This window comes from Cognatiluteimonas telluris (assembly GCF_011320095.1).
GTDB lineage: Bacteria > Pseudomonadota > Gammaproteobacteria > Xanthomonadales > Xanthomonadaceae > Cognatiluteimonas > Cognatiluteimonas telluris.
The window spans coordinates 1-24,466 of the sequence record NZ_JAANOY010000005.1; the positions used below are offsets into that span (position 1 = coordinate 1).

Consider the following 24,466-nt stretch of genomic DNA (forward strand, 5'->3'; position numbering starts at 1 on the left):
CGCTGCCGCCAGCGTGCGCCGAGCCGCCGGCGGCGACGCGCCGGCGCGTGTCCGCGCGCGCATCGGCGCGACTGAGCGTGGCCCGGTCGCGGGCGACGACGTCGAAGCGGCCTTCGGCGGCCGGCTGCAGCACCTCGGCCATGCGGTTGAGCGACAGCGCCGACAGCGCGCCGATGTCCAGGCCTGCGAAGGTCACCGACAGCGCCTCGCGCTTGAGCCGCTTGCCATCGCATACCGGGCAGGTGCTGCCGACCATGTAACGGGCGACGCGTTTTTTCATCAGCGCGCTCTGGGTGGTCGCAAACGTGTGCAGCACGTAGCGGCGCGCGCCCATGAAGGTGCCCATGTAGGCGGGTTCTTCCTTGCGCCGCACGGCCGCGCGCGTCTGCGCCGGGGTGAAGCCGGGATACACCGGCACCGTCGGCTGCTCCTCGGTGAACAGGATCCAGTCGCGCACCTTCTTCGGCAGCGTGCGCCAGGGGCTGTCGACGTCGTAACCGAGCGTCACCAGGATGTCGCGCAGGTTCTGTCCATGCCAGGCCGGCGGCCACGCCGCGATCGCGCGTTCGCGGATCGACAGCGACGGGTCCGGCACCATCGACGCCTCGGTGACTTCGTACACATGGCCCAGGCCATGGCAGTGCGGGCAGGCGCCCTGCGCGGTGTTGGGCGAGAAGTCCTCCGCGTACAGCATCGGTTGTTTCGGCGGATAACTGCCGGCGCGCGAATACAGCATCCGCACCAGGCTCGACAAGGTCGTCACGCTGCCGACCGACGAACGCACGCTGGGCGTGCCACGCTGCTGCTGCAAGGCGACCGCCGGCGGCAGCCCTTCGATCGAATCCACGTCGGGCACGCCGACGTGGTCGATCAGCCGGCGCGCATACGGCGCCACGGATTCGAAATAGCGCCGCTGCGCTTCGGCGTACAGGGTGCCGAACGCCAGCGACGACTTGCCCGATCCGGACACGCCGGAGAACACCACCAGCGCATCGCGCGGGATGTCGACGTCGACATCCTTGAGGTTGTGCTCACGGGCGCCGCGCACGCGCACGTAGCGCTCCAGTGGATGCGCGCTGTCGGCGAGCGCGGACTTGGGCATGCGTTTCAAGCGGTCTGGACCCGGAAGCGGAGACAGTGGTGTAGCCAGGGCGGCCGGCACGGCCGGTGAAGGTTGCGCGGCGCGGCCCGCCGCACCTCAGGGAACGCCCGGCGGTCCCTTGAGTTCGACGAGGTTGCCTTCGGGATCGAACAGGTATTGCGAAGGCCCTTCGCCCTCGGCGCCATAGCGCGAACCGAACTCCCCCAGCCGCACGCCATGGGCCACCAGGTGCGCGGCCAGCCCATCGCGGTCGAATGGCGCGATGCGCAGGCAGAAGTGATCCATGTTGCGTCCCTCGGCGCCTGGCGCCGCGCCGCCGGCGCGCCCGAGCGGGCCATCGACCGCGACCAGGTCGATCAGCGACGTGCCGGCGCGCAGCTGCAGCAGTCCGATCGGCTCCTGCCGCCGCTCGACCGTGCAGCCGAGGACCGTGCAGTAGAACGCCTGCATCGCGTCGACATCGCCCACGCGCAGGACGACGTGGTCGATGCCGTGAAGCGCAAACGGTGGCATGGCAGGGGACCTCCGGGACCATGCGCATCGTAGCGGGCCCGGCGCGGCGGTGGCGCCCTGGTCGCCGCACGGCCGCCTTCGGCCCACGCCCCCCGGGCGCCACTGGCCCCACCGCCCGTCGATGCATTAGGCTCGGGTGCGCGCCGCACCTGCCAACGGGCACGTGATACGCGCGACGGGGGATATCGATCACCGATGGATGCATTGACTGCGGCGGTCGCGCTCGTCATCGCGCAGTCGTGCATCGCGCTGGTGATGACGGGCGCCCATTTCGCCACCCGCCCGGAGCGCTGCACGGCATACTGGGCCCTGTCGACGATCCTCGTCGCCGCCGGCGTGCTGCTGGTGGTGCTGGGCAACAGCACCGGGCATGCCGCGCTGCCATGGCTGGGCAACAGCTGCCTGGTGGCCGGTGCAATCCTGCAGCTTTGGGGCATCCAGGTGTTCTACGGCGCGCGCCGCGGCGTGTCTGGCTGGGTGATCGGCGGCACGTTCGCCATCGCGCTCACGCTGCTGCACCTGCTCGATGCCTCGATCTACAACCGCATGCTCCTGCTGTCGGCCACGCTGATGCTGTTGCTGCTGCTGAGCTGTCGCGCCCTGCTGATGGGCATCGGCTCGCGCTGGAGCTTCGGCAGCGTGCTCACGCTGGGCGCCCTCGCGCTGCTCATGCTCAACAACCTGGTCCGCATCGGGGCATCCATCGCGCTGGCACCCGACTTCCTGCCGATGACCCGGTCGCCGGGCGTGGTCTCGATCCTCTACCTGGTCCCGCTCGGCGGGATCTTCCTGTACACGACCGGCTTGTTGTTGCTGTACTTCGAGCGCCTGGTCGAGCGCAAGAACCACCTCGCCATGCACGACGACCTGACCGGCCTGCTGAACCGACGCGCGATCGTCGCTGGCGGGCATCGCGAGGTCGAGGTCGCGATCCGCAATCGCAAGCCGCTGACCGTGGCTTTCGTCGACATCGACTTCTTCAAGCAGGTCAATGACAACCTCGGCCACGAGGCCGGCGACCGCGTGCTCGCCGACGTGGCGCGACGACTCGAGGAAGTCTGCCGCACGGTCGACCTGGTCGGCCGCCAGGGCGGCGAGGAGTTCTGCCTGGTGTTCCCGGGCGCCGGCGCCGACTGCGCGCCGATCCTGGGCGAGCGGCTGCTGACCGCGATCCGCGATCGGCCGTTCGAAGGCAAGCGCCAGCTCACGATAAGCGTCGGTTTCGCCTCGCTTTCCGCCACTACCGGCGAACGCTCGTGGGCGAACCTCGTCCATGGCGCCGATCTCGCGCTTTACCAGGCCAAGCAGCTCGGGCGCGATCGCTTCTGCCTTGCTGCCCAGGCCGAGGGCGCGGATGGATGCGACGGCGCAACCCCGCCCGCACGCCCGCCGACCTCCGCGCGCTGAGCCGGCGCACTGGCCCGCTGCGGGTCGCGCCCGCTCAGCGTCGCGCCATGCAGTGTTCGAAGCGCGCTTCGACCCGGCCGGTGTACCACGCGGTCGACAGCTTCCGGCTGAGCTTGGGCCCATGCAGGGTGATGTCGGGGATGCGTGCACGCGCCAGTGGGCCATGCGCCCGTGCTTCGGCCAATGCAAAGACGCTGCGATAAAGGTCGGTGTCCTCGAAGCCGATGCGGTCGCTCGCCTGCAGGTCGTGGCGGATCACCGCATCATCCATGCCCAGCACCGGCCCCAGTCGGCGCAGCGCGGCTTCGGTCGCGCCGGGCGCGTCGATGGGCGCGCGCGGACGCACCAGGTCGCCATCCAGCGCCAGCGTGGTTCGGTCCGCGATCGCGACCGCGCGCTGGAACGCGGCATTGCGGCTGGCGTACCAGCCGGCATTGAAATCGGCGAAGCGATAGCGCATGCGGTTGTAATGGGTCGGATAGCCCAGCAGGTGCGCGATGCCGAAATACAGGCCGCCGCGACGGGTGAACACTTCCTGCCGGATCGAGCCTGCGACCGGATACGGATACCCGCGCGCGTGGGCCTGTGCGAAGGCGATGCCCACCTGCATCGGCCCGGCGGTATGCACCGGGTTCAAGCCGGCGAGCAGGTGCCGGCCCAGCGGGACGCGGTCGATCATCTCCTCGAACAGCGCGCTCAGGTCCTTCTCGGTACGGACCCGTTGCAGGTGTTCGGCATACGTCCTGCCATCGGGCGCGTGCACGCGCAGCGCGGCGTCGACCACGAAGGCGGGCACGTGCAGCGACGCCGCGCGCCGTTCGATCTCCGCACGCGCGATGCGCGGGAGGCCGGGCACGGGCGGATCGGCGCGATAGGTGGATTCCTGCTCGATCACCGCAAGCACGGCACAGACATGCGCGATGGTCGGATCGATCCGCTGGGTCGCGAAGGCTGCCTGGATGTCCCGTGCCCAGCCGGCACGGTCGGCGACGGTCGCCGGGATCCTGCGCGCGACCCGCGCACGCACCTCGGCCGGCGTCGGCCCATGCTGCGGATGGCAACCGAACACCGAGGCCAGCAGCAGGCCCACCAGCAGGTGGCGATGCGGCTTCATCCGGCGTGGCGCCCGCGTGCAGGCGCCATCGCCATCGCGGGAACCGTCACCGCGGGCCTGCGTCCGCGGCACCGTCCGTGGCCGCCGCGATCCGGCGCAGTGCCTGCTCGAAGACCTCGACCGGCTGGCCGCCGGAGATCAGGTGCTTGCGATCGATGATCACCGCGGGGACGCCCTGGATGCCGTGCTGCAGGAAGAACTGCTCGATCGCGCGCACCTCGTCGGCATGGGTGCCGGACGCGAGGACCGCGCGTGCGCCGTCCGCGGACAGGCCGGCGCCGGCGGCGATGTCGACCAGCGTGGCATGGTCGGAGACATCGCGCCCTTCGGTGAAATAGGCGCGCAGCAGCGCATGCTTGAGTGCGCGCTGGCGGCCTTCGCCTTCGCCTTCGGCCCAGTGCAGCAGCCGATGCGCGTCGAAGGTGTTGTGGATCCGGCGCCGGCGCTGCATGTCGAAGGTGAAGCCCAAGGCAGCCCCGCGCTGGCGGATCGCCTCTTGGTTGGCCGCGACCTGGTCGGCGGACATCCCGTACTTCTGCTGCAGGTGCGCAACCGCATCGTCGCCCCGGAGGCCGAGCTGCGGATTCAATTCGAACGGCTGGAAATGGATCTCCGCCTCGACCTCGCCGCGCGTCCGGTCCAGCGCCTGCTCCAACGCCGCCAGCCCGATCGCGCACCACGGGCACATCACGTCCGACACGAAGTCGATGCGAAGGCGGGTCGGCGTTGGCGCATGTTCGGTCATGTCGGTCCGTCACGGCGGTGGGCGGACTTCGACTCCGATCGCAGTCCCGCGGCCGCCACGCGGTCGGGGTCGCGGCGGGCTGCAAGCATAGGCCACCCGTGGGTTGCGCGGCGTCGATCCACCGGCTGCCGCCGTCGGCTTGCACGCCGCCGCAGCTGGCCTGGCTGGCGCTGTCCACCGGTGCCTCGGTGCTCCGCGGCCTGGCGCCGTCGCCGTGGATCCTGGTGGCCGCCCGCGCGGCGCAGGGGGCCAGGGCGGCGGTGCTCATGGCACTGACCCTGGCATTCGTCGGCGCCCCCGGGGCGCACGGGACCGGACGGCTGGCCGCCGGCGGCAGCACCATCGCGATAGCCAGGCCGCTCGCGATCGCGCGCCGCGTGCAGGCGACCTGCCCGGTCGCCACCGTGCTCGATGCTGGGGGCGCTCATGCTCGCGTTCGCCGCCAGGGATCCACGTCCATGCCTGCTGCCGGCGCCGTCATGATGACCCGCGCGCGGATATCGCGTTGACGCCTTCGCCCGGGCGAAGCCATGACCTGGCGCATGCCTGCCGCGCCCGCCCGCCCGCCGGCCGAGCCACGGCCGCGGCCGATCGGCCAGAAAACGCATGCGGGCGCCCGTCTGGCATCATCGGCGGATTCCTTCCGACCAGGAGAGCGCCATGGCGATCCGTCCCCGTTGGCTGTTGATGCTGTCGTTGCTGGCCTGCGTCGCCTGCAAACCGAACCAGCCCGAAGCCGTCGCAACCACGCCTGCCGGACAACCCGCCGTCGCCGCGCCATCCGGCGACACCCCCCGTGCCACGCCGGACAGCGGTTTCGTGCTGACCATGGACAAGGTCGATGCGTATTACGCGACCATCGCCAAGCTCTCCACGATGGCTGGCAGCGACGACGACGCCGACGATGTCACCGCCATGGACGCCGATGAGAGCGTCGACCAGTACATCGCCCGCATCCAGGCCGATCCGAAGGCCGCCGCGCTGATCACGTCGGCCGGCATGTCGGTCAGCGATTACGCGCATACCAACGAAGCGATGCTCGCCGGAACCATGACCGCGGGCGCGCTGGAGTCGGGCGCCCTGAAGAAGATCCCCGACGGCGTCAACCCGCAGTACGTCGAGTTCGTCCAGGCCCACAAGGCCCAGCTCGCCGCGAAAATCGCCGCATTGCAGAAGCAGTTCGGCGGATAGAGCGTGGGCAACGCCGGGGAGCAGCGGTGGCGCCTTTCGCTGCGCCGCCTTCCCGGTGACACGTCCGGCGCCAGACCCGCGCGTAACGAGATCGCCCGGACAATGGGGCGAGCCGCCCTCGCCGCCCACCCAGGAGCCACCGATGCCGACCCATGCCTACGGCGCCAACGCCGCCGACCAGGCCCTGCAGGCGATGCAGATCGAGCGCCGGACGCCGGGTCCGCACGATGTGCAGATCGACATCGCGTTCTGCGGCGTCTGCCACTCGGACCTGCACACGGTGCGCTCGGAATGGGGCGGCACCAGGTACCCCTGCGTGCCGGGCCATGAAATCGTCGGCCATGTCAGCGCGGTCGGCTCCGATGTCACCGGCTTCCGCATCGGCGACACCGTCGGCGTCGGCTGCATGGTCGACAGCTGCCAGCACTGCAGCGCCTGCGCCGAGGGCCTCGAGCAGTACTGCCAGAACGGCTTCGTCGGCACCTACAACGGCAAGACCGCCGATCCGCCGGGGCACACGCTCGGCGGCTATTCGCAACGGATCGTCGTCGACGACAGGTTCGTGCTGAAGATCCATCATCCCGAAGACCAGCTCGCGGCGGTGGCGCCATTGCTGTGCGCCGGCATCACCACGTATTCGCCGCTGCGGCACTGGAACATCGGACCGGGCAAGAAGGTGGGCATCGTCGGCATCGGCGGGCTCGGCCACATGGGCATCAAGCTGGCGCATGCAATGGGTGCGCACGTGGTTGCGTTCACGACCTCGCAGGGCAAGCGCCAGGACGCGCGCGACCTCGGCGCCGACGAGGTCGTCGTCTCGCGCATCCCGGCCGAGATGCATGCCCACGGGGGCAGCTTCGATTTCATCCTCAACACCGTCGCCGCGCCGCACGACCTGGACGCCTTCACCGCCCTGCTCAAGCGCGACGGCACCATGTGCCTGGTGGGGGTGCCGGCCAGCCCGCATCCCAGTCCCAACATCGGCCAGCTCATCTTCGGCCGCCGCTCGATCGCCGGCTCGCTGATCGGCGGCATCGCCGAAACCCAGGAGATGCTCGACTTCTGCGCAGGACACGGCATCGTGTCGGACATCGAGATGATCCCGGTGCAGCACATCGACCAGGCCTACGAGCGCATGCTGCGCAGCGACGTGAAGTACCGCTTCGTGATCGACAGCGCGTCGCTGGCCTGAGCGCGGCGCGACCAGCCTGCGGAAACCCGCACAACGAACATCTTCGGGAAGCTGTCCGCGGCCGCGCCGGCCCGCCGTTCCATCCGACGGACACAGGAGCCGTGCATGTCGAGCCAGTCCGAACCCATCGTCTCGATCCGCAACGTCGGCAAGACCTACGCCTCCGGCTTCCAGGCGCTCAAGGACGTCAGCCTGGACATCCGTCGCGGCGAAATCTTCGCGCTGCTCGGGCCCAACGGCGCCGGCAAGACCACCCTGATCAACATTGTCTGCGGGATCGTGAATGCGAGTTCCGGCACCGTCGTGGCCGACGGCCACGACATCGTCCGCGAGTCGCGGGCGGCGCGCAGCAAGATCGGGCTGGTGCCGCAGGAGCTGTCGACCGATGCCTTCGAAAGCGTGTGGGCGACGGTGCGTTTCAGCCGCGGCCTGTTCGGGCGGCCCCCGGATCCGGCGCACCTGGAAAAGGTCCTGCGTGCGCTCTCGCTGTGGGACAAGCGCGACAGTCGGATCATGGCCCTGTCCGGCGGCATGAAGCGCCGCGTGCTGATCGCCAAGGCGCTGGCGCACGAGCCCCGGATCCTGTTCCTCGACGAGCCGACGGCCGGCGTCGACGTCGAGCTGCGGCGCGACATGTGGCAGATGGTGCGCGAGCTGCGCGACGGCGGCGTCACCATCATCCTGACCACGCATTACATCGAAGAGGCCGAGGAGATGGCCGATCGCATCGGCGTCATCCGCAAGGGCGAACTGGTCGTGGTCGAGGACAAGCACGTGTTGATGCGCAAGCTCGGCAAGAAGCAATTGACCCTGCAGCTGCAGGCCCCGCTCGAGCGTATTCCCGAAGCGCTGGCCGGTGAACCGCTGGCGCTGGCCGACGACGGCCACGCGCTGGTCTATACCTTCAATACCCAGTCCGATCGCACCGGCATCGCCGCCCTGCTGCGACGACTGGCCGAGCACGGCATCGACTTCAAGGACCTGCACTCGAGCGAGAGTTCGCTGGAGGACATCTTCGTCAGCCTGGTGCATTCCGATGCGCCGGCTCCCGCCCAGGTGCGCGCATGAACGTCCCAGCCTTCAACATCCATGGCATCGGCGCGATCTACCGCTTCGAGATGGCGCGTACCTTCCGCACCCTCACCCAGAGCATCGCCTCGCCGGTGCTGTCGACGTCGCTGTACTTCGTGGTGTTCGGCGCGGCGATCGGTTCGCGCATGGGCCAGGTCGACGGCGTGAGCTACGGCGCCTTCATCATCCCCGGCCTGCTGATGCTATCGCTGCTCAACGAGAGTATCTCCAACGCGTCCTTCGGCATCTACATGCCCAAGTGGGCCGGCACCATCTACGAGCTGCTGTCCGCGCCGGTGTCGCCGCTGGAGGTCGTCATCGGCTACGTCGGGGCCGCGGCCACCAAGTCGGTGCTGCTGGGCGCGCTGATCCTGGTCACCGCGCGGCTGTTCGTGCCGTACCACATCGCGCATCCGGTGTGGATGCTGTGCTTCCTGTTGCTGACCGCGGTGAGCTTCAGCCTGTTCGGTTTCATCATCGGCCTGTGGGCGGATGACTTCCAGAAGCTGCAGGTGGTGCCGTTGATGGTCGTCACCCCGCTGACCTTCCTCGGCGGCGCGTTCTATTCGATCAGCATGCTGCCGCCGCTGTGGCAGAAGATCACGCTGTTCAACCCGGTCGTGTATCTCATCAGCGGGTTCCGCTGGAGCTTCTACGGCATCTCCGACGTCGATGTCGTGGTCAGCGCCGGGATGACGCTCGGCTTCCTGCTGCTGTGCCTGTTGGCGGTGTGGTGGATCTTCCGGACCGGTTACAAGCTCAAGGCCTGATCCAGGCGACCTTCCGCGGCCCCATGCAGGAACCCTGGCATGGCTGTTCAGGCCGCCACGGGCGGCGGATGACCAACCGATACCCTGACGATGGTCATTTGTCGGCCCCACCGGTCGTCGCTAGTATCACTGCGCACACCTTCGCAATGGCGCCATGCGCCTTGGGAGCGGATGCCAACAATTCGGCTCAACCCGCGCCAGGCTTGCGTTCCCGGTGCGGCGAGGTCGCCATCGGGACCAACCAGAGCAAGGAGTGCTTCAATGAACCGCCCAATTTCCCGCCTCGTGCTGGTGTTCTGCCTGGTCGCGGGCGGCGCCGCGTTGACCACGTTTTCCAGCGCGGCCTCGTCATCGAACGACGCCAGGGTCCTGATCGATGCGCTCGAAGACCGGGGCGTCGCTGCCGTGGCGAAGCTGGTGCATAAGGGAGCCGACATCAATGCCGCCTCCTCAGGCGATGGCACGGTACTGATCGTTGCGGCCAAGCGGGGCGATCTGGCCGCGGTCGAGCAGCTGCTCGCGCTGGGCGCCGACGTCAACATCATCGCTGACAACGACGGCACCGCCTTGATCGCCGCCGCGGGGCGAGGGCACCTGTCCGTGGTCGAACGCCTGGTGGCGGCCGGTGCGAACGTCGATGCGGTCACCCCGCATGACGAAACCGCGCTGATCACAGCGTCGCGCAAGGGCCAACTGGACGTTGTCCGGTTCCTCGTCGGACACAAGGCCAACGTCAACCTGGGCGTCAGCACCTGGACCGGTCAATGGCGCACCCCGCTCAACCAGGCGCGCACGTCGTCCATCAAGGCGTACCTGAGCGCTCACGGCGCAAGCGACACGCGCGGCTGAGTCAATCCGCGGGGCAGGCTGCAGCGGGACGCCGCCCGGCAACGGCTGCGCAAACGAGGAAGCGTCGCACCGCCAGTGCATGGCTGTCTGCCTATTGCAACGCGAATTCCACCTGCTCGTGCTCGAGCTGTCGGGCGTCGACCCAGTACATGCTGCTGCTTGGCGTCTGCGCCGCGCGCAAGGCGAGCGCCGGGGAGAATCCCGCATCCAGGAAGGTGCGTACGTTGGCCCGGTCGTTGCGGCGTTCCACCCACGCACGCAGGGGCCCTGGCAGGTGCACTGCCCATTTGCTGCGATGCAAGCCCAGCCTGGCGCCAGTGGCCAGTTCGCGCCGTTGCGTCGCCGCCCACATCACGGCGCACGCGCTGGCGCAGCGATCCTCGGCGCGCAGCTTGATTCCGCGCGCATTGAGCACGACGGCAAGCTTGCGCGCTTCATGCAACAGCCCGCCGCGGCTGCGCACGATGAGCACGTCGACCTGCGGATGGGTCGCCAGGGCTGCCCGTACCGTGTCGGCGAAACCGGCTTCGATGGAACCGCGCACCAGCAGCGCATGCCCGTCGCGCTCCAGCGTGATCCGCAACGACTCGCCGGCGTTGGCCGTGCCGAGCGCCATTGCAACTGCCAGCACCAGTCCCCACCACCCACGCCACGCCATTATTGCGAACTCCCCCGTGCATCGGGCCAGCACCCAGCGCGCGGCACCGGATCGAACCTTCCCCATGCAGCGACGTTAGCCGCGGCAGGCCGACCGGCGCTGTGACGCCCACCGAGTTGTCGGGTCGTCCCTTGCAGATGAATGCGACACCAGAAACGTCTTCCGTGCGACCACGACCAACACGAAAGTCGAAGTCGCAGGCGGGCCCCGTTGCGCTCAGGCCATCGCCGACGCCTGCTGCCGATGGCGCTCACTCAACCGGCAGCGACACACCCGCCAGGTCGATCACCCATCGGGGTGTCCGGGGCTCTCCGAAGTAGAACGTCTCCGGCCGGCCTTGCGTCCTGGCCCAGCGGAAGATCCAGCTGGTGCCGAGCGCTCCGGTGTAGCGGTCATCGAGCCGATACGCAGGGTCGGACGTCGCCTCGTCGAGGGTGACGAAACGATATCCGCGCGCACGGAAGGCGGCGAGCAGGTCGGTGCAGCTGTCGGCGTTGATCTCGCTGGCGTGGAGCAGGATCACCTGCGGAATCTCACGGCCCACCAGGGCCACCGAATGCCGCTCGTAGAATGCCAGCTCCGACTTCATGTAGAGGATGTAGGCATCGCGCAGGCGCTGCAGTGTCTTCTCCGGCGCCTGTGCGGCGAGGGCGCGCCGATAGGCCAGCGCGAATACCCATTCGGAGCTGTTGAACGTCACTGGCGCGACGCGATAGCCGTGCCCGGCGAGGAAAGCTTCGACATCCGCCTTGTCGGCGAGCGTCGTCCCCGTGCGCAGGTAGGGATGGCGGAACCACCGCGGCGCGAGTCCACGCTTGGCGAGCAGGGGACGCAGGATGCGTTCGCCATCGACGATGCCCGATTCGAATGCCGCCACGCCCACGGCGTTCAGGTCGCTGTGCCAGCGCGTGTGGTTGCCCAGCTCGAACCCGGCATCGAGCCAGTCCTCCAGCATCCGCACCCGCTGTGGCTGCAACTCGTTCCCCGAGTACAGCAGGCCTTCGTTGACGAAGCCGATCACCGGCACGCCGGCCTGCTTGAGCGAGGCGACCAGGCGCGCCTGCTCCGCGCCCATGCCAGCCGGCGGCGCGTCGCGCAACATCACCCAGGGCAGGTCGTCGAAGGTGATGGCGATGCGGCGATCGACCGTCGTGGTCGATGGCGCGGCAACGCTCGCGACGACGCCCGGCGCATCGCCGGCGGCGCCACGCAGGGGACACATCACCAGCGCAGCCAGCACCAGGCCGGCAAGCCTGCGCGTGATCGGGCCATTGCAGGAGGTCATCGTTGGCGCCTGGGCCGGTGAACCGGCTTCGAGTGAAGACGAATCAAAGGGCAAACCTGCTCGAAACGCAACACGCCCGGTCCGCTCCAAGCATCACCAGTGACTGTGCGCCTGGCCGGTGCTCCGACATCGGGTTAACAGGTCCACGCCCAGAGTGCCCTTCCGCCACTTGGGTGACGCATCAAGGAGCCGCGACGTGAGCACTTACCAGGTCGGATATTTCATCGGAAGCCTGTCTTCCACGTCGATCAACCGCCTGCTTTGCAAGGCGCTGATCAAGCTTGCCCCCAGGGAGCTGGCGTTCACCGAGATCGCCTTCGCCGACCTGCCGCTGTACCGGCCGGAATTCGACGCCGACTATCCGCCGCCGGCGCGCAGGTTCAAGGAAGCGATCGCAGCCGTGGATGCGGTGTTGTTCGTGACGCCGGAATACAACCGGTCGATCCCGGGCGGACTGAAGAACGCGATCGACTTCGCCAGCCGTCCGTATGGCAGCAACTCGTTCACGCGCAAGCCTTCGGCGGTGATCGGCGCCTCGCCCGGCGCGATCGGCACGGCCATTGCCCAGCAGCACCTGCGCAGCCTGCTGGGCTACTGCAACTCGCCGCAGATGAATTCCCCGGAGGCGTACATCCAGTTCAAGCCGGGGATGATCACCGGGGACGGCGACGTCACCAATCCCGATACCGAGGCCTTCCTGCGCAACTACATGCGCGAGCTGCACGCCTTCATCGTGCGGGTGATGACGGTGCATCCGCGCGTGGCGTGAGGGGTGCGGTGCGGACGGGCGGAGACGATGTCGCCAGGCTGCGATGCAGGTGTTCGCCGGGGCTGCGCGGGCGCTGCGATCCTGGCGCCGATTCCGGCGCCGTGCACTCAGCGCTGCAATCCGGCAACGATCTCCGACACGCTGAGTCCGAGCTCCAGCTGGACCCGCACGTATTCGCGCTCCTTGCGCGACAGGCTGCGGCCCACGGCGATGCGGACATCCTCCGCATCCAGGATGCGCATGATCCTGGGCAGCGCCGAGCCGATGGCGTCTTGTCCGTAGCCCGCTTCGCGCAATGCGGCGCTGATGAGCGCTTCGACGTCCATGGCCATCCAGATTGACAGTAGTTGCGACGCATCCTAGCCCGGGTCAGCGAAGCGCACCCGGGGCCTGTCTTCCGCCCCGCGCACCGGCACGCCTGCGCTGGCTCGACGCACCCACCTGAGCGGTCGAGTCCACCGCCGAGCCGCAGGCCCCGCTACGCAGCGCGCCGCGGGATCTGCATGCCGCGCTTGACCGCCGGCCGCGCCATGCCCCGGTCCAGCCACGCAACGACGTGGCGGAAGCCGTCGAACGCCACCAGCTCGCGCGCCTCGTAGAACGTCACCAGGTTGTCGACCCAGCCGAGCGTGGCGATGTCGGCGATGGTGTACTCCGCGCCCATGATCCAGTCGCGACCGGCGAGCCGCTCGTCCAGCACGCCGAGCAGGCGCTTCGACTGGTCGACGTAGTGCTGCAGCGGGCGCTTGTCCTCGATCTGCGTGCCGGCGTATTTGTTGAAATACCCGACCTGCCCGAACATCGGGCCGATCGACGCCATCTGGAAGAACACCCACTGGATCGTCTCCCAGCGGCGCGTGGGATCCGACGGCAGGCCGAAGCCGGTCTTCCCGGCGAGGTACAGCAGGATCGCCCCCGATTCGAACAGCGCCAGCGGCCTGCCATCCGGCCCGTCGGGATCGAGGATCGCCGGGATCCTGCCGTTGGGATTGAGCGACAGGAATTCGGGCGTGCGCTGCTCGCCCTTGCGCAGGTCGACGGCATGCGCCTCGTACGGCAGCCCGGACTCCTCCAGCAGGATCGACACCTTCACCCCGTTGGGCGTATCGAGCGAATACAGCTGCAGGCGATCGGGATGTGCTGGCGGCCAGCGCCGCGTGATCGGGAAAGCGGAAAGATCGGTCATGTCGCACCCGTGCGAGCGGAATGCGCAACGTAGTGCGTGGTCCGGAACGGGTCAACGCAGATGCTGGCGTGCTGCCCTGTCGGCCCCGGCTGCGGCCGTTGGCTTGAACCGACCATTCGGGCTGCGCTCCCAACGCGCGACATCAATGCCTGCGCGGGACGTTCTTTCGCCGGACGCCGGCATCGCGTCCAACGGAAGAGCCTGGTACCCGGCAAGCGACACCCGGCTACGGCTCGTGCGCCGTGTGCGGTGCCGTCCAGCGAATCTCCACCACAACGTGGCCGTCGTCCCGCCTGCGGCGCGTTCCAACACTCGCCGGGTGCCCACCCGGCGGCGTGCCACCGGGGATGGCCGCCTGGTGACAACAGGAGCGCACCATGTCCACGTCCAAGACCCTCTCCACCACCCTGACCGCCGTGTTCGCACTAGTGGCAGCCCATGCCGGCATCGCCGCCGACAAGCCCGCGCCGCCGGCCGACGAAGCCAAAGCGACCCGGAACGATCCGCAGCTGATCGCCAGCGCGATGCAGGCCGCGCCCGAGCGGGTGGCGGCCACGGCCACCATCGTCGAGCCGCAGGCCGACGGCAGCATGCGTACCGTCCGCGCCGGCAGCAACGGATTCACATGCATGGCCGACAACCCGACCACGCCCGGCCCCGACCCGATGTGCATGGACGCCGCCGCCGCGCAGTGGGCGGGCGCCTGGATGGGGCACAAGGTCCCGACCACCGGCAAGGTGGGATTGATGTACATGCTGGCCGGCGGTACCGACGCCAGCAACACCGATCCCTACGCGACCGCGCCGACCGGTGGCAACCACTGGATCAAGACCGGCCCGCACGTGATGGTGGTCGGTGCCGACGCCGCCTTCTACGACATGTATCCGAAGGCCGCCGATCCCGACACTGCGGCGCCCTATGTGATGTGGCCCGGCACGCCGTACCAGCACCTGATGATCCCGATCAAATAAGGGGCCTGCGGCGCGCGTCGTCCCGCGCCAAAAGGGACCGCCAGAAGGGGACGGAGTAATCAACGAGTCTTAATTACTTCGGTCCCCTTTGTTCCTTGGTCAAGGATCGCGACGAATGGAGTTAACAAAAGAAACGAGTTCGCCTGTTGAAAACTCTGCTTGGCCAAGACTCTTTCTGTTCCAGCGATCAATGAGCTCACTTTCCTTGCCGTTCGGCTGTCGACCGCCTCCCCTGCCGCCACCTGCGCAGCCGCCCGACGAGAGCGAGATGTCGACATCTGCGGTATTGATCCTGACACGAACACAAACTGGGCCTTCGTGCTTCCGCCCATTGAGCTGAGATGCGATCCACGCCGAATCCGCGTCTTTTAATTCCTTCGTGGCGCTGCCGATCGTGATGGTGCTTTCGCTCATCCCAGTCTCCGTCTAGGTGCCGGCGTATTCCGGCACCTAAGAGCCTCGACTTACTGCGTCGCAACAACTGATACCTGGGTCCAGTCGACGGAGCTGGCCGTATGGCGGTAAGGCGGGTTAAAACCCGCCCTACTAGGGAGAGGAATGTCGGACAAACCGGTGGATCGTCGAACACGGCCAGTCCTGCGTGTGGGCGACATGGCCATGCTTCACCGGATTGAAGTGGATGTAAGCCACATGCGCGGCAAGGTCGTTGTCGTCGCGGATCAGGTGTTCCCAATACCGTCTCTGCCAGATTCCGCGTTCGCCCTTCACCAAGCGGCGCGGGGAGCGCCGCTCGTCGGCAGGCAACGATCGCGAGAACGCTGCCTTAATGGCGCTCCAGCGTGTTGCATTATCGGCATCGCCATCCGGCAGTCGCCATACGCAATGCAGATGGTCCGGCAACACCACCGCCGCGATGACCTCGAACGGCCGGGTCGCGCGCGTCTGCGCGAACGCCACGCGCAGACGGTCCACATGCTCCACCAGCAACCACCGGTTCCGCTCGAGCAGGTTGACCGTAAAGAAATACGTGCCACCAGGCACCCATGCGCGGCGATAGTTCGACATCCACCAAGCATGTCGATCGCAGGAGCGACGCCCAGTCGGTCATCTCCGGCGATCGTTGTCGGAAAACCCCAAGGCCGGCGGGTCGAGACCCGCCCTACGTTCCCATCGTCGTAGAGCGGGTTTTAACCCGCCTTACGCGCGTTGCCGCAAGTCACGGCTCCTCCGCTGCACGCATGCAATGCGAAGAATCCATCCGCGCCATTGCGTGCTGGGGACCTGATCCCGTTCCTATCGATGCACGGTCGACACACCGTAGCCCGGGTAAGCGAAGCGCACCCGGGACCTCACGCCCGCTCCGCGAAGGCCAGCGGCCTTGCCTGGAGGATGCCTTCAGATCGCCACGAAATCCCTGCCCGCCAGCGATGCCACGAAGCCCTCGTGCGCTTCATGCACCGCATTCCAGTGCGGCAGCGCCTTCATCCGGCCGATCCAGCCACGGACATTGGGATAGTCCTTCAACGTGCAGCCCACCAGCTCGCCGAGGGTCACCATCTCGATGCCCACGTAATCGGCCAGGGAGATGCTGTCGCCGCAGAGGAACGCGTTGTCGCGGCCGAGCACGTGCGTGTCGAGCACATCCAGCCAACGCAGCGACTGCCTGCGGCCCCACTCGATGGTTTCGGCGTGGCCCGCGTCGGTCGGGCGCCGGTGGTGCGGGAACAGCTGCGGATAGACCAGCCCGTAGGCGTAGTCCTTGTAATAGTTGCCGTAGAACCAGGCCATCGCCTCGTCCACCCGCGCCCGCGGCTGCAGGTCCGTCGGATACGCACGCGATGCGGTCTTGCCTGCCAGGTAGCGCAGGATCGCGCTGCTCTCGGTCAGCACGAAGCCGCCGTCGTCCAGCACCGGCACCAGCGCGTTGGGATTGATCGCCTTGTATGCGGGTTGGTGGTGCGCCCCGGTCATCAGGTCGACGAGCACGTAGTCCAGCGCAATCCCCTCCTCCGCGGCGAACAGCATCACGATGCGGCTGACGGTGGAGGCCGGGTGGTAGTAGAGCTTCATGGCGGGTGCCTCGGGTGTCAGAGCGGACGGGCGCACGATGGTGCTACTGCGAAGGACGACGAGCAAGCGCGGTCGTGTTCCAAACAGGAGAGACGGGATGGGCCTTGATTACCTCTGCCCATTTATTGGCGCGGCGACCCAAGGACGAAACTGTAGAGAAGTGAACCTGACCCCGTTACTAGTGGACCCCGTTACTAGTGCAGCTGGGCGGCGGGGTGCATGGAGGCGATGCGCAGCGCCTCGTCGAGGCTGCCCGCCTCGACGAGGAACAGGCCGCCGACCACTTCCTTCGACTCGGTAAAAGGCCCATCGGTGACGTGCGTCTTGCCGCCGCGCGGGCGCAGCGTCCGCCAGCCCTCCAGATCGCCAAGCGACGCAGACACCAGCATCTTGCCGGTCGCGCGCATCTTCTCGTCGAGTGCCGGGCATTGGCTCACCAAGGCCTTGACGTCGTCTGGCGCCATCGCGGCGAATTTTTCGGGGGTGAAGTAGGCCAGGCCGACGTATTTCATGGGAGCTCCAGGGTGGGATGCCATGACGACGAAGCAGAGGCCAGGAAATCGACAATTGCAGCGACGGCGCCGGTCAGGTCAGGTCAGGTCAGGTCAGGTCAGGATGCCGCCGAAGCGTCGTTGCGAGCCGAACCCGCGCCGCCGAGCGTTTGCATCAGCAGTGGCCGTAGGATGTGGTGAGCGAAGCGAACCGCATCCATCGCGAGCCGCCAACCGGCATGCGCGAGTGATGCGGTTCGCTTCGCTCACCGCATCCTACGGGCCCTTGACGGATGGAGCGCGGGCGCGATCGACCGGCTCAGGGTGTCGTGACCGCCGTTGGTGGCCGGTATTCGAATCGAATTTCCCGCATGCCCTCGGCGACGACCGGCTCGGCGGGCTCGTTGCCTTCACAACCATCGTACATCCGGTCCTGCAGTGCCATGCCAATCAGCGCGGCAGCCTTGGCTCCGGTTGATGTCGGATCCTTCGCAAGGACGCGATCGGCGAACACATACTCGGTGGTGACACCATCGGTCTGCATCGACATGGAGGAGCCTTCCGGAACCGGCTTGCCTGCCTCCAGCTGCTCGATGGGCAGCGGAGACCAGCACGTCCCGTAACTCGAGATTTCGAGCTTGGGTACCAGCGCCTCGGTGAAGTCTTCCAGCTCCTTCCGAGCTTGCGTGCGCTTGCCGTCTTCGGGGATGTCGTAACGCGCCTTCACCATGTAAAGCCGGTCGAACACCACCACCATGGCCGAACTGCGAGGCGCGCCTTTCACGTCGTAGGCGAGGTCCAACGAATAGGCGTGACGCTTGTTGGCGTCGTCGCCACTGCCCCAAGTGATGTCGTAAGGGCGCAGGTCGCCGATGGCGTCCTTGGCTTCGGAATTCTGTAGATGGGCGTCGATCAGGCCTTGGCGCTCAGTGATTGCCTCCGCGTCCAGGTCCTTGTCGCTCAACGCACCAACCGGATAAAAGTAGGCGTCGATCCATCGGCCGCTCCTGTCGTCGGCGTAACGCACTGAGACTCCGGCCTCCTGGCTGTCGTAGCGATGCTCGTCGGCCGCCTTCCAGTGACCGATGGCGAGCGGATACTGGATGCTGGATCCCTTGATGAAGCCGCCGAGGAAAGGCGACGACGCCTCGGCAGCTGGAGCAGCCGTTCCGGCGACAGCTGTTGCCGAGAGCAACAGGCTCGTCGATGCCGCCAAGCAAACTTTGGCGATTGCGTACCCGATGCGGAAATTTTTGTTCATGGGCAAAGCTTATCGGATCCACGTGAGCGCGATTCAATTCCACCGCAGGCCTGTAGGGTCGGTTTCAACCCGCCTGCCCTTCAGCTCCGTGCACGCGGAAGGCGGGTGAATCCCGCCCCACTTCCGAAGCGATCGCATCATCCACCCTACCAATCGTCCGGCTAGGTGCCGTCGCGCACACCGGTGAAACGACGGATTCAGCCAACTACGGTGGCGAGGCTAGTACAAAAAACCTACCGCCGTTCTACGAACCAAGCATTGGAAGGTTGAGCCCCATCTCCCTCGCACACTTCTTCGCTTCCCCATACCCCGCATCCGCATGCCGCATCACGCCGGTGCCGGGGTCGTTCCACAGCACCCGCGCAATCCGCTTGTCGGCTTCGACGCTGCCATCGCACACGATCACCACGCCCGAGTGTTGCGAGTAGCCCATGCCGACGCCGCCGCCGTGGTGCAGCGACACCCAGGTCGCGCCGCCGGCGACGTTCAACATCGCATTGAGCAGCGGCCAGTCGCTGACGGCATCCGAGCCGTCCTTCATCGATTCGGTTTCGCGGTTGGGTGAGGCGACGGAGCCGGAGTCGAGGTGGTCGCGGCCGATCACGATCGGGGCCTTGAGTTCGCCGTTGCGCACCATCTCGTTGAAGGCCAGGCCAAGCTTGTCGCGCAGGCCCAGGCCCACCCAGCAGATGCGCGCGGGCAGGCCCTGGAAGGCGATGCGTTCGGCGGCCATGTCGAGCCAGCGGTGCAGGTGCTTGTCGTCGGGGATGAGTTCCTTGACCTTGGCATCGGTCTTGGAGATGTCCTCGGGATCGCCGCTGAGCGCGACCCAGCGGAACGGGCCGATGCCGCGGCAGAACAGCGGGCGCACGTAGGCGGGGACGAAGCCGGGGAAGTCGAAGGCGTTCTTCAGGCCTTCGTCGAACGCCATCTGGCGGATGTTGTTGCCGTAGTCGAAGGTGGGGATGCCCTGCTCCTCGAACGCCAGCATCGCTTCGACGTGCACGCGCATCGACTTCTTGGCTTCGTCGCGCACGCGCTCGGGATTGGCTTTTTGTTCGGCGAGCCACTGCTCGACGCTCCAGCCGATCGGCAGGTAGCCGTGCACCGGATCGTGCGCGCTGGTCTGGTCGGTGACGGCGTCGGGTCGCACGCCGCGGCGGACGAGTTCGGGGAGGATTTCGGCGGCGTTGCCAAGCAGCGCGATCGATTTCGCCTGCCCTGCCTGGGTGTACTTGGCGATGCGCGCGAGGGCGTCGTCGAGATCGCTCGCCTGCTCGTCGACGTAACGCGTGCGCAGGCGCATGTCGATGCGCGACTGCTGGCATTCGATGGTGAGGCTGCATGCACCGGCGAGCGATGCGGCCAGCGGCTGCGCGCCACCCATGCCGCCCAGCCCCGCGGTGAGGATCCATTTGCCGGTGAGGTCGCCGTTGTAATGCTGGCGGCCCATCTCGACGAAGGTTTCGTAGGTGCCCTGCACGATGCCCTGCGAGCCGATGTAGATCCACGAGCCGGCCGTCATCTGGCCGTACATCATCAAACCTTTCTTATCTAGCTCGTTGAAGTGTTCCCACGTTGCCCAGTGCGGGACGAGGTTGGAGTTGGCGAGCAGCACGCGCGGTGCGTCGGCGTGCGTGGGGAAAATGCCGACCGGCTTGCCGGACTGGATCAGCAGGGTTTCGTCGTCGCGAAGATTCTTCAGCGATTCGAGGATGGCGTCGAAGCATTCCCAGTCGCGCGCGGCGCGGCCAATGCCGCCGTAGACGACGAGCTCGGCGGGGTTCTCGGCCACGTCCGGGTCGAGGTTGTTCTGGATCATCCGGAACGGGGCTTCGGTGAGCCAGGACTTGCAGCTGAGCTGGGTGCCACGCGGGGCGCGGATGGTGCGGCTTGGGTCTTTGCGAGTCGACATGAGGCGGGTCCCGTGAGCGATCGGGGGATTATCGCATCGGGGGTTTTGGCGGGCCGGGGCGCCAAGCCAGGTAGTGGCACGCCGGGGTGGGGCCTGCTAGCGTCGGCGTCCCCTCGCCGTCCACAGGAGTGCGCCATGAAACGGTTCGCCACGTCCGCCCTGAGTTTCGCCATCGCCGGGCTGTTGATGTCTCCCGCATTCGCCCAGGCCCCCGCCAGCCACGACATGGCGTCGATGCCGGGCATGGAAGGCATGCACGACATGCCCGCGCCGCAGGTGCCCGCCGCGATCGCCGCCGCCGTCGCCGATCCGGGCCGCGCCGAGGACGTGAAGATCGATGCGCGCCGCCATGGCGCCGAGCTGGTCGCTTTTTCCGAAGTGAAGCCGGGCGACACGGTGCTCGAGCTGGTGCCGGGCAGCGGCTACTTCACGCGCATCTTCAGCAAGGTGGTCGGCGACACCGGCCACGTGTACGCCATCGTGCCGACGCCGATGGAGAAGTATTCGGACAAGACCAAGCTGCTGCCGCAGAGCTATCCGAACGTCGAGGTGCTGCTGCAGCCGGCCGACAAGCTGACGACGCCGCAGCCGGTGGATGTCGCCTTCACCTCGCAGAACTACCACGACTATCCGGACAAGTTCATGGGGCCGACGGATCCGGCGATTTTGGACAAGGCCGTGTTCGCCGCGCTCAAGCCGGGCGGCACCTACATTGTCATCGACCATGTCGCCGAGGCCGGCTCCGGGGCGCGCGACACCGAAACGCTGCACCGGATCGATCCGGCGCTGGTGAAGCAACAGGTGGAAGCGGCGGGATTCGAATTCGTCGCCGAGAGCCACGTGCTGCACAACGCCGCCGATGACCACAAGGCGAAGGTATTCGACGACGCCATCCGTGGGCATACCGACCAGTTCGTCTACAAGTTCCGCAAGCCCGCCCACCCGCACTGACGGCGCGCGCGCCAAAAAAAGCCCGGCATCGCCGGGCTTTTTTTCGAGCTGGCGGCCGATCAGCGGACCGCGGGATCCAGCCGTCGCAACGCATCGGCCAGGTCGATGGCGCCGGTGCCCTGGATGTCGTCACGGTCGTAGGCGCGGCCGAAGCTGGCGCAATGCACCTCCACCGTCGGGGCCTTGCGGGCCTGGGCCGCGCGCCGCGCGCGCTGGTTCTTGATGCTGGTGATGCGCGACCCGGTATCGCTCAGGCAGGTGTGGTCGCGGATGTCGCGTGCGGTGACGTTCGAATGGACGTCATCATGGGCGGTCGGCTGGGTCGCCACGCCGACGGTGGACTGGGCGGATGCCGCGAATGCAAGGCCCGCGAGCACGCTGGCAAGCAGTAAACGTTTCATGGGCCGCCTCCGAGGGTTCCGACACTGGTTTATACGCCGCGCGGCATGTACCGGCCGCGACCGCCGGGGGCGTGTTTAGGCAGCCGTCAGCCGCGGCCAGACCGGCGTCATTGGGGGCAGATGGCTGTCTGGCCGGTCTTGAAAGCCGCCGCCTCGGCCTCGGTCGCCGCGACCGGGCGCTGGCCGCCGCCGTCGAACATGACCCGCCAGGTCGCATCCGGCCCGCGGTGCCAGACCGAGTGGAAAGTGCCGATGCGGTAGTGCTGCCTGGCCCCCGGCCGGGTGTCCTCGACCAGCACCGGACCGGCCGACGAGGCGATGTCGGCGGTGCCCGCGATGGTGGTGCGGGTGGGATACCAGCTCAGCAGCACGTCTGTGCCGTGGATGATGCCGTCCCACTCGCGGGTAATCGCGTCCCGGCCGCGCAGGGGCTCGGGCGCCTCGACCGAAAACGCGGCATCTGGCTCCAGGTGCGCGGCGAAGGCGGCCGCGTCGTGGTCGGCCACCGATTGGGCGAAACTCAGTTCGCGCGCCCAGACCTCGCATTCGGCGGCGCTCATGCGGGCCTGCGGCGGCGCCGGCGACGGTGGGGCATCGGCGGCCGCGGCCGCGGCCAGCAACGGAGCCGACGCCAGGACGACGGACAGGACGCTCGATCGGATGGGCATGGGTCGCTCCCCGGGCGGAATGCCGGTGCCCGATTTTGCCGCTAGCCTGTGCCCATGCACCAGATCCGGATGGCCTCCCCCGTCGGCAGGTTGCGGCTGGCTTCGAATGGCGCGGCGCTGTGCCTGGTCGAGTTCGAAAACCCGCGCCGTCCGCATCGGGCCGACGGTGACTGGCAGGACGGCGGGGACGCGGTGCTGGACGAGGCGCGCCGGCAGCTGGACGCGTACTTCGATGGCCGGCGGCAGGCGTTCGAACTGCCGCTGGCACCGCGCGGCACCGTCTTCCAGCAACGGGTGTGGCTGGCGCTGCGCGACATCGCCTACGGCGACACCATCAGTTATGGGCAACTGGCCGCCCGGCTCGGGATGCCGACGGCGACGCGCGCGGTCGGCGCCGCCAATGGCCGCAATCCGCTGCCGATCGTGCTGCCCTGCCATCGCGTGGTCGGCGCCGATGGCAGCCTCACCGGGTTCGGTGGCGGCTTGCCGGTCAAGCGCCGGCTGCTTGAACTGGAAGGAGCGTTGCCGGCGAACGACCTGTTCACGGCCGCCGTGCCGCGAGGGCCTGCGGCTGCCGGCGCCTGACGAGGTGCGTGGCAGCGCTTGCGGGTACCGCCGCTCGCGCGAAGCGGCAAGGCTCGCGCCCTAGGCAAGCAGCTTCGACATCGCCCTGCGGTAATCCGCGGCGACGGCTTCGCGATCGCGATGGCGGCCTCCGGCAACGACCTTGATGCCGGCGACGTCGACATCGCGCACGAGGTTCCGATTGCCGCTGAAGATCCAGCGGTCCACCGCGTCATGGGAGGTCATGCCTGCGAATTGCGCCGCGGCGGCATCCAGCGTGACGAGGTCATCGCCGACGGCGGGATTTCCGGTCGCGTTGCGCGCGCTGGAGAGCGCGCCATGCAGCAGCGTTTCGCCGACGCTGTCGCAATCCGGGCGCACGGCGATGTTGCGATGGTGGGTGGCCAGGCGCTGGCCGTATTCGAGCCAGCGCAGTTCCTCGACCGGCGACACCGAGATCTGCGAATCCGAACCGATGCCCCAGGCGCCGCCGGCGTCGAGGTACGCGCGCAACGGGAACAGGCCGTCGCCGAGGTTGGCTTCCGTCGTCGGACAGATCGCCACGGTGGCAACGCTGCGGGCGATGGCCTGCACTTCGGCGTCGTTGAGATGGGTGGCGTGCACCAGCGTCCAGTGCCGGTCGACCGCCGCGTGCCCGAACAGCCATTCGACCGGCCGCGCGCCGCGCAGGTTGAGGCAGTCCTGCACCTCGCCCAGCTGCTCGGCGATGTGGATGTGAATCGGCGACTGCGCCGGCAACGCGGCCAGCACGTCGCCCATCGGGTCGGCCGGCACCGCGCGCAGGCTGTGCAGCGCGCAGCCGATGCGCAGCATGTCGCCCTGTTCCGCGCGCAGGCGCTCGAGCAGCGCGAGGAAACCGTCGACATCGTGGCCGAAGCGGCGTTGTCGCTCGCCCAGCGGGCGGCCGTCGAAGCCACCGCTCATGTACAGCACCGGCAGCAGCGTCAGCCGGATGCCGGTGGCGCGCGCGGCGGCGACCAGTGCCTGCGACATCGCCGCCGGATCCGCGTACGGACGGCCATCGGGTGCGTGGTGCAGGTAATGGAATTCGCAGACGCTGGTGTAGCCGGCCTCCAGCATCTCCACGTACAGCTGCGCGGCGACCGCATGCAGCGTGTCGGGATCGAAGCGCGCGGCGAAACGGTACATGGTCTCGCGCCAGGTCCAGAACGAGTCTTCCGGGTTCGTCTGCCGCTCGGCCAGGCCCGCCATCGCACGCTGGAAGGCATGCGAATGCAGGTTGGCGATGCCGGGCACGCGCCAACCCGCGCCGCTGTCGTCGGCCTGCCAGCCCGAGGGGGTCCACCGCATCGAGGTCGTTTCCATCCGCGCATTCTGCG

27 protein-coding genes and 1 pseudogene are annotated in these 24,466 nt (G+C 67.8%); 11 read left to right on the forward strand and 17 right to left on the reverse strand.

Annotation, left to right across the window (positions count from 1 at the left end):
* Both G7B67_RS04890 and G7B67_RS04895 read right to left on the reverse strand, forming a co-directional pair.
* Positions 1–1,102, reverse strand: a pseudogene (locus G7B67_RS04890) (excinuclease ABC subunit A); the annotation flags it as partial.
* A gap of 96 nt (positions 1,103–1,198) precedes the next feature.
* Positions 1,199–1,615, reverse strand: a complete 417-nt coding sequence (locus tag G7B67_RS04895) for a VOC family protein (RefSeq protein ID WP_166208798.1) — start codon at positions 1,613–1,615, stop codon at positions 1,199–1,201.
* A gap of 195 nt (positions 1,616–1,810) precedes the next feature.
* Here G7B67_RS04895 and G7B67_RS04900 point away from each other — a divergent pair, with 195 nt between their 5' ends.
* Positions 1,811–3,022, forward strand: a complete 1,212-nt coding sequence (locus tag G7B67_RS04900) for a GGDEF domain-containing protein (protein WP_166208801.1) — start codon at positions 1,811–1,813, stop codon at positions 3,020–3,022.
* 34 nt (positions 3,023–3,056) lie between these two features.
* Here the strand turns inward: G7B67_RS04900 and G7B67_RS04905 are convergent, their stop codons facing one another.
* The gene (locus G7B67_RS04905; protein WP_166208804.1) at positions 3,057–4,136 is read right to left on the reverse strand and encodes a DUF1615 domain-containing protein; all 1,080 of its coding nucleotides are present in this window, start codon (positions 4,134–4,136) and stop codon (positions 3,057–3,059) included.
* Between the two features lie 46 nt (positions 4,137–4,182).
* Positions 4,183–4,881, reverse strand: coding sequence for a DsbA family oxidoreductase (locus G7B67_RS04910; protein WP_166208807.1), 699 nt, complete (start codon positions 4,879–4,881; stop codon positions 4,183–4,185).
* Positions 4,882–5,147: 266 nt separating this feature from the next.
* Between G7B67_RS04910 and G7B67_RS04915 the strand changes: the two genes are divergently transcribed.
* From G7B67_RS04915 to G7B67_RS04940, 6 genes are all read left to right on the forward strand, one after another.
* Positions 5,148–5,390 (forward strand): hypothetical protein, encoded by a 243-nt coding sequence (locus tag G7B67_RS04915; RefSeq protein ID WP_166208792.1) that lies wholly within the window; start codon positions 5,148–5,150, stop codon positions 5,388–5,390.
* Between the two features lie 151 nt (positions 5,391–5,541).
* Positions 5,542–6,072, forward strand: coding sequence for a hypothetical protein (locus tag G7B67_RS04920; RefSeq protein WP_166208810.1), 531 nt, complete (start codon positions 5,542–5,544; stop codon positions 6,070–6,072).
* Positions 6,073–6,214: 142 nt separating this feature from the next.
* Complete coding sequence (locus G7B67_RS04925) at positions 6,215–7,264, forward strand: NAD(P)-dependent alcohol dehydrogenase (protein WP_166208812.1); 1,050 nt, start codon at positions 6,215–6,217, stop codon at positions 7,262–7,264.
* Between the two features lie 105 nt (positions 7,265–7,369).
* On the forward strand, positions 7,370–8,332 hold the full coding sequence (locus G7B67_RS04930) for an ABC transporter ATP-binding protein (protein WP_166208815.1): 963 nt from the start codon (positions 7,370–7,372) through the stop codon (positions 8,330–8,332).
* A complete protein-coding gene (locus tag G7B67_RS04935; protein ID WP_166208817.1) occupies positions 8,329–9,105 on the forward strand; it encodes an ABC transporter permease in 777 nt (258 codons plus the stop codon). The genes G7B67_RS04930 and G7B67_RS04935 overlap by 4 nt, the downstream gene beginning before the upstream one ends.
* 285 nt (positions 9,106–9,390) lie before the next feature.
* Complete coding sequence (locus tag G7B67_RS04940; RefSeq protein WP_166208819.1) at positions 9,391–9,954, forward strand: ankyrin repeat domain-containing protein; 564 nt, start codon at positions 9,391–9,393, stop codon at positions 9,952–9,954.
* Positions 9,955–10,045: 91 nt separating this feature from the next.
* Here G7B67_RS04940 and G7B67_RS04945 read toward each other — a convergent pair whose 3' ends face one another.
* Entirely contained in the window at positions 10,046–10,585 is a 540-nt protein-coding gene (locus G7B67_RS04945) for a hypothetical protein (RefSeq protein WP_166208822.1), read from the reverse strand.
* Between the two features lie 277 nt (positions 10,586–10,862).
* Positions 10,863–11,897 (reverse strand): polysaccharide deacetylase family protein, encoded by a 1,035-nt coding sequence (locus G7B67_RS04950; protein ID WP_166208825.1) that lies wholly within the window; start codon positions 11,895–11,897, stop codon positions 10,863–10,865.
* Positions 11,898–12,093: 196 nt separating this feature from the next.
* Here G7B67_RS04950 and G7B67_RS04955 point away from each other — a divergent pair, with 196 nt between their 5' ends.
* The gene (locus tag G7B67_RS04955; RefSeq protein WP_166208828.1) at positions 12,094–12,666 is read left to right on the forward strand and encodes an NADPH-dependent FMN reductase; all 573 of its coding nucleotides are present in this window, start codon (positions 12,094–12,096) and stop codon (positions 12,664–12,666) included.
* 107 nt (positions 12,667–12,773) lie between these two features.
* On the opposite strand, the gene G7B67_RS04960 is transcribed toward G7B67_RS04955, so the two are convergent.
* Positions 12,774–12,992, reverse strand: a complete 219-nt coding sequence (locus G7B67_RS04960) for a polyprenyl synthetase (protein ID WP_166208831.1) — start codon at positions 12,990–12,992, stop codon at positions 12,774–12,776.
* 152 nt (positions 12,993–13,144) lie between these two features.
* Positions 13,145–13,852 carry a glutathione binding-like protein gene (locus tag G7B67_RS04965; RefSeq protein WP_166208834.1) on the reverse strand — a complete coding sequence of 236 codons (708 nt, stop codon included), beginning with the start codon at positions 13,850–13,852 and terminating at the stop codon, positions 13,145–13,147.
* A gap of 377 nt (positions 13,853–14,229) precedes the next feature.
* Between G7B67_RS04965 and G7B67_RS04970 the strand changes: the two genes are divergently transcribed.
* Positions 14,230–14,823, forward strand: a complete 594-nt coding sequence (locus tag G7B67_RS04970) for a hypothetical protein (protein WP_166208837.1) — start codon at positions 14,230–14,232, stop codon at positions 14,821–14,823.
* A gap of 99 nt (positions 14,824–14,922) precedes the next feature.
* Here the strand turns inward: G7B67_RS04970 and G7B67_RS04975 are convergent, their stop codons facing one another.
* The 6 genes from G7B67_RS04975 to hutU form a co-directional block, all read right to left on the reverse strand.
* Positions 14,923–15,237, reverse strand: coding sequence for a hypothetical protein (locus G7B67_RS04975; RefSeq protein ID WP_166208840.1), 315 nt, complete (start codon positions 15,235–15,237; stop codon positions 14,923–14,925).
* Positions 15,238–15,369: 132 nt separating this feature from the next.
* Entirely contained in the window at positions 15,370–15,849 is a 480-nt protein-coding gene (locus tag G7B67_RS04980) for an REP-associated tyrosine transposase (RefSeq protein ID WP_166208843.1), read from the reverse strand.
* A 330-nt stretch (positions 15,850–16,179) separates the two neighbouring features.
* Positions 16,180–16,854, reverse strand: a complete 675-nt coding sequence (locus G7B67_RS04985) for a glutathione S-transferase family protein (RefSeq protein ID WP_166208846.1) — start codon at positions 16,852–16,854, stop codon at positions 16,180–16,182.
* A 194-nt stretch (positions 16,855–17,048) separates the two neighbouring features.
* Positions 17,049–17,366 (reverse strand): YciI family protein, encoded by a 318-nt coding sequence (locus G7B67_RS04990; RefSeq protein ID WP_166208849.1) that lies wholly within the window; start codon positions 17,364–17,366, stop codon positions 17,049–17,051.
* A 298-nt stretch (positions 17,367–17,664) separates the two neighbouring features.
* Positions 17,665–18,606 carry a hypothetical protein gene (locus tag G7B67_RS04995; RefSeq protein WP_166208852.1) on the reverse strand — a complete coding sequence of 314 codons (942 nt, stop codon included), beginning with the start codon at positions 18,604–18,606 and terminating at the stop codon, positions 17,665–17,667.
* A gap of 244 nt (positions 18,607–18,850) precedes the next feature.
* Positions 18,851–20,521, reverse strand: coding sequence for a urocanate hydratase (hutU, locus tag G7B67_RS05000; RefSeq protein ID WP_166208855.1), 1,671 nt, complete (start codon positions 20,519–20,521; stop codon positions 18,851–18,853).
* Between the two features lie 225 nt (positions 20,522–20,746).
* On the opposite strand from hutU, the gene G7B67_RS05005 reads away from it, so the two are divergent.
* Positions 20,747–21,472, forward strand: coding sequence for a class I SAM-dependent methyltransferase (locus tag G7B67_RS05005; RefSeq protein WP_166209154.1), 726 nt, complete (start codon positions 20,747–20,749; stop codon positions 21,470–21,472).
* A gap of 59 nt (positions 21,473–21,531) precedes the next feature.
* On the opposite strand, the gene G7B67_RS05010 is transcribed toward G7B67_RS05005, so the two are convergent.
* Positions 21,532–21,873: a hypothetical protein gene (locus G7B67_RS05010; protein ID WP_166208858.1), complete on the reverse strand. Its 342-nt coding sequence runs from the start codon at positions 21,871–21,873 to the stop codon at positions 21,532–21,534.
* A gap of 107 nt (positions 21,874–21,980) precedes the next feature.
* Entirely contained in the window at positions 21,981–22,541 is a 561-nt protein-coding gene (locus tag G7B67_RS05015) for a YybH family protein (RefSeq protein WP_166208861.1), read from the reverse strand.
* A 54-nt stretch (positions 22,542–22,595) separates the two neighbouring features.
* Here G7B67_RS05015 and G7B67_RS05020 point away from each other — a divergent pair, with 54 nt between their 5' ends.
* On the forward strand, positions 22,596–23,126 hold the full coding sequence (locus G7B67_RS05020) for a methylated-DNA--[protein]-cysteine S-methyltransferase (RefSeq protein WP_166208864.1): 531 nt from the start codon (positions 22,596–22,598) through the stop codon (positions 23,124–23,126).
* Positions 23,127–23,186: 60 nt separating this feature from the next.
* Here G7B67_RS05020 and G7B67_RS05025 read toward each other — a convergent pair whose 3' ends face one another.
* A complete protein-coding gene (locus G7B67_RS05025; RefSeq protein ID WP_166208867.1) occupies positions 23,187–24,452 on the reverse strand; it encodes a formimidoylglutamate deiminase in 1,266 nt (421 codons plus the stop codon).
* Positions 24,453–24,466: the final 14 nt, after the last annotated feature.